Here is a 4,258-nt window from a genome sequence, read left to right as displayed (position 1 = left end):
CCGCCGGAGTGATGGCGGTGGCCACCGCCATCACTCCGGCGGTGACGACGGCATCGCCGGTGAACAGGCTGCTGGCCGCTCCGGTGAACAGGGTCACCAGCAGCGCCCGGCCGCTCATGTTCAGCGAGGACGCCGCTCCCTGGAGCTCGGGGAACACCTGGAGGGACCGGCCGAAGACGATGGGGTAGACCGCGGCGAAGCCGACGCAGAAGACGGCGAGGGACACGGTGGTGGACACCGGACCGTCACCGAGTGCGAGGAACAGGGCGACTCCGGCCAGCGTGGCGGCGATGCTGCACGCCACGGTGCGCCCGGGACCGCCGAGCAGCTCCATGATCTTGGTGGCGAAGAGGCTGGTGACCGCGAACGACGCGACGATGACCAGCAGATTGCCCGCGAACGCCAGCGTGGACAGGCCGTAGGTGTCGGTGTAGAGGAAGGAACTGGCGGCGATGAAGACCATGTAGGCGGCGAACAGCAGGCTGGGGACGAGCGACGCGGCGACGAACTCCCCGCTGCGCAGCAGCCGTCGGTAGTCGCCCGCCACCTGCCGGGCGCTCACCTTGACCCGCTCGGTCTTGGTCTCGGGCAGGAACAGTGCCATCAGCAGCAGCGACACCAGGGTGACGGCGAAGACCACCGCGTAGTTTCCGCGCCAGCCGAGGGTGCGGTTCACCAGCCCGCCGAGCGCCGGGGCCGCCGTCATGAAGGTGGACATGGCGGCGTTGGTGAGCCCGAACATCTTCAGCAGCCGGGTGCCCTCGTAGACGTCCGCGATGATCACGAAGACGAGCACCACGGAGGTGCTGGCACCGATGCCCTGCACGAACCGGGACACCAGCAGGAACTCGATGCTGGGTGCCACCGCGCAGCCCAGTGCGCCGGCCAGCATGATGCCGTTGCCGGCCAGCATGACGCCGCGCCGGCCGAACCGGTCGGACAGCGGCCCGTAGGCGAGGGCGCCCAGGCAGTAGCCGAGGAAGTTGTAGGTGACGGTCAGCTGGACCGACGACTCGGACGCGTCCAGCGCCCGGGCGATGTCGGGGAAGCTGGGCACGGACATGTCCAGCTCGATGATGGTGCCGATCAGCGCCACGACCAGCAGCGTGGGCAGGAATCTGTTCTTGTTCATGGCCTCGTGAGGGAAGGGGCCGGGTCGCACGGAGCCCCGGGACCGCGCGAGGGCGCGACAGACCGCGGGTGCGCCGGAGACCGGCCGTATGAGGGGAAGTGGGCACGTCGAACCGCGCCGTGCCGGAGCGGCAGCGCTCTCGGCAAGGCTCAGCGGTGCGTGGTGAGTCTTCGAATCAGCGGCCACCAGGTGGCCTGCGCGTTGCGCGGCCTGCGGCCCGCCCGCTCGCCACCCGTGGCGCGTGACGCCGACTGCAACGTGACCCCTTCTGAAGCGATCCCTTGGACGAGGTTGTCGTCTCTCATCGTAGGCACAGGATCGCCGGTGGCCACAACTCGTTTTCTCACGCCGGTCCGCCGATCCGACTCAGCAACTCCTCGGCGAACAGCTTGGGTTGCTCCAGATGGGGCATGTGGGAGGCGTGCGGGACGACCGCCGTCCGCCCGCGGGGAACGGCCCGGGCATACGCGTGGCAGGCCCGGGGCGGGACGAAGTCGTGCTCTCCGCACACGAAGAGCGTGGGCACGTCCAGTTCGGCCAGCCGGTCGCCGCGCGTGTACGAGCGCAGGCTGCCGGTCACGCGGAACTCGGTGGGGCCCCACAGGGCGTCACGGACCTGCGTGGAGGTGCCGAGGGTGGCGTCCACCAGTTCGTCGGGCCAGTCGGTGCGGCACATGTGCCGCTCGGCGAAGACGAGGGACGCCTCGCGGTACGCGGCGGTGTCGTACCGGCCGGTGCGCAGGGCGTCGCTGATGGCCTGGGCGGTCGCCGGGGGCAGCCGGAACAGCAGCTGACGCATGTCCTCCTCGTACTTGCGGACGTTCAGCACGGGCGAGACGAGGATCAGCCAGTCGGGACGGTGCGTGCCGCGCAGGGCGAAGTCGCAGGCGATCATGGTGCCGAAGGAGTGCCCCAGGAGGTGGAAACGCTCGAGGCCCAGCGAGCCGACGAGATCCTCCAGCTCGTCGACGAAGTGCTCCAGCCGCCAGGGCCGCCCGTCGGCGGGCCGCTGTGCGGAGCGGCCGCAGCCCGACTGGTCGTAGACCACGACGGGATGGCCGGGCAGCGCGTCGGCCAGGGGCCGCAGATAGTCGTGGGGGGTGCCGGGGCCGCCGTGGACGGTGACCACCGGGGTCCCCGGGGCGTCGGGGTTGAGGATGTCGTACCAGGTCCGGCCGACGGGCACGGTGCGCAGCGTGCCGCTGGTCAGGTCACTCACCGTTGTCTCCCTGTGCGAGGTGGGCGCCGATCGTGGCGACGTGCGGCATCCCGTTCATGCTGAGGTGGTTGCCGGGCACCGGGACGTCCCGGAAGGCGCCGCGGACCAGCCGCCGCCAGTGGGGCGCCTGGCCGGCCGGGAATTCCGGGATCTCCTCCTGATGGGAGAAGAACAGCACGTCCCCGGCGTACGGGCGGGCGGTGTAGGCGTGCATCGCCCGGCTGTGCCGCTGCCAGGCGCGCAGATAGCGGGGCAGGAAGTCGGCGGACAGCAGGGCCTCGAACTCGGTGCCGCGGGCCCGGTCCGCGATCAGGCGGATGCGGTCCTCGGTCGCCGGCAGTGCCGCCAGATCCGCGCGCGGCAGGTCCAGCCGGGCCAGGCCGTAACGCATCAGGTAGTCGAGGATGTCGTCGTCGGTCATCTCGGCGGGCAGGTTGCCGGGGGCGGGGCTGTCGATCAGCACCACCTGGGGCCGGTGTGCGTCGCGGGCGTCCAGCTGCCGGGCCATCTCGTAGGCGACGAGGCCGCCGAAGGACGAACCGCCCAGGCGGTAGGGCGGCTTGAGCCCGAACTCCTCCAGCCGTTCCAGGTAGGAGGCAGCCATGTCCTCGATGGTGTCGAGGTCGGCGGTGCCGTCCAGCAGGGGTGAGCGGATCGCGTACACGGCCTGGTCCTTTGGCAGGCAGGCGGCCAGTTCCCGGTAGAAGAAGACGTCTCCCCCGATGGGGTGGACGAGGACCAGGGGCGGGCGGGCCTGCGGGTCGCCGGTCCTGATCACCACCAGGCCGCGGGGCATGTCCTCCTCGGGGCGGCCTCCCGCGAGCCGCCGGGTCAGCGCCCGGGTGAGGGCCTGCGGGGTGTGCCGTTTCAGCGCCATGAACTCGATGTCGGCGCCGGTCCGGGCGCGGATGCGGGCGACGAGCTGGACCGCGGCCAGGGAGTCGCCGCCCTGCGCGAAGAAGTCGTCGTCGGGGCGGATCGTGTCGACGCCGAGGACCGTGCGCCAGGCCTCGGCGACCGTCGCGGCGGCCTCGTCCGGCGCCTGGTCCGGCCCGTGGCCCGCCCCCCGGTCCGAGGCCTGGTCCGGTGCCCGGTCCGAGGAGGCTTCCGTCGCCGTGGGGTGCGGCGCCGCGGGTGACGCGGCTGCCGGCACCGTGGGGTTCGGCAGGGCGGGACCACCGACGGGGGCGGTCCGGTCGATCCAGTGCTCCTGGCGGGCGAACGCGTAGCCGGGCAGCAGCACCCGGTCGCCGGTGGTCAGGCCGTGGAAGGCCTCCGCGTCGACATCGGCGCCGGCGGCCCAGGCCGTGCCCAGGGCGTGCAGTGCGGTGGCCGGCTCCTCGTGCGCGGCGTCGCCCGCGGGCGGCATCGCCGCGACCACGAGGCGGCCGTCGCGGCCGGGGTGGCGCCTGGCCGCGCGGCCGAGCGCCCGGCCCGGACCGACTTCCAGCAGCACGGCGTCGCGCAGCCGTGCGTCGCCGTACAGCGTGCTCAGTCCGTCGTGGAACCGGACGGTGCGCCTGAGGTGTTCGCGCCAGTACGCGGGGCGGCGGACCTCGTCGGGATCGGCCCAGCCGCCGGTCAGGTCGGACACGAAGGGCAGTCCGGGTGCCTGCAGCCGGACGCCCTCCAGGACTGCGGTGAACCGGTCGAGGACCGGGTCCAGCAGCCGGGAGTGGAAGGCGTGCGAGACGGCGAGCCGGCGGCCGGTGACGCCCTCGGCGGCCAGTTCCGCCGTGAGCGCGTCGACGGCCTCGGCGGGGCCGGAGACCACGCAGCTCGTTGCGTCGTTGACCGCGGCCAGATCCAGCCCGTGGCGGCCGAGCCGCTCCCGTACCCGGTCCTCGGGCAGCGGTACGGCGAGCATCGCGCCGGGGGCCGTGCCCGCGAGCAGCCGGCCGCGCTCG

Annotated in this window: 3 protein-coding genes; all 3 read right to left on the bottom strand. The window is 72.7% G+C overall.

Features of this window, described 5'->3' with window-relative positions; translation table 11 throughout:
* On the bottom strand, positions 1–1,132 hold a 1,132-nt coding region (locus CCN42_RS30820), incomplete at its 3' end, for an MFS transporter (RefSeq protein ID WP_245877536.1).
* 343 nt (positions 1,133–1,475) lie between these two features.
* Positions 1,476–2,351 (bottom strand): proline iminopeptidase-family hydrolase, encoded by an 876-nt coding sequence (locus CCN42_RS30815; RefSeq protein ID WP_086740544.1) that lies wholly within the window; start codon positions 2,349–2,351, stop codon positions 1,476–1,478.
* The coding region (locus CCN42_RS30810; RefSeq protein ID WP_143662063.1) for a thioesterase domain-containing protein at positions 2,344–4,258 on the bottom strand (1,915 nt) is incomplete at its 5' end. The genes CCN42_RS30815 and CCN42_RS30810, both read right to left, overlap by 8 nt.

Source organism: Streptomyces glaucescens (assembly GCF_002154375.1).
GTDB lineage: Bacteria > Actinomycetota > Actinomycetes > Streptomycetales > Streptomycetaceae > Streptomyces > Streptomyces glaucescens.
The sequence above is the reverse complement of the archived record's forward strand: the minus strand, read 5'-3'. Positions and strand labels throughout refer to the sequence as shown.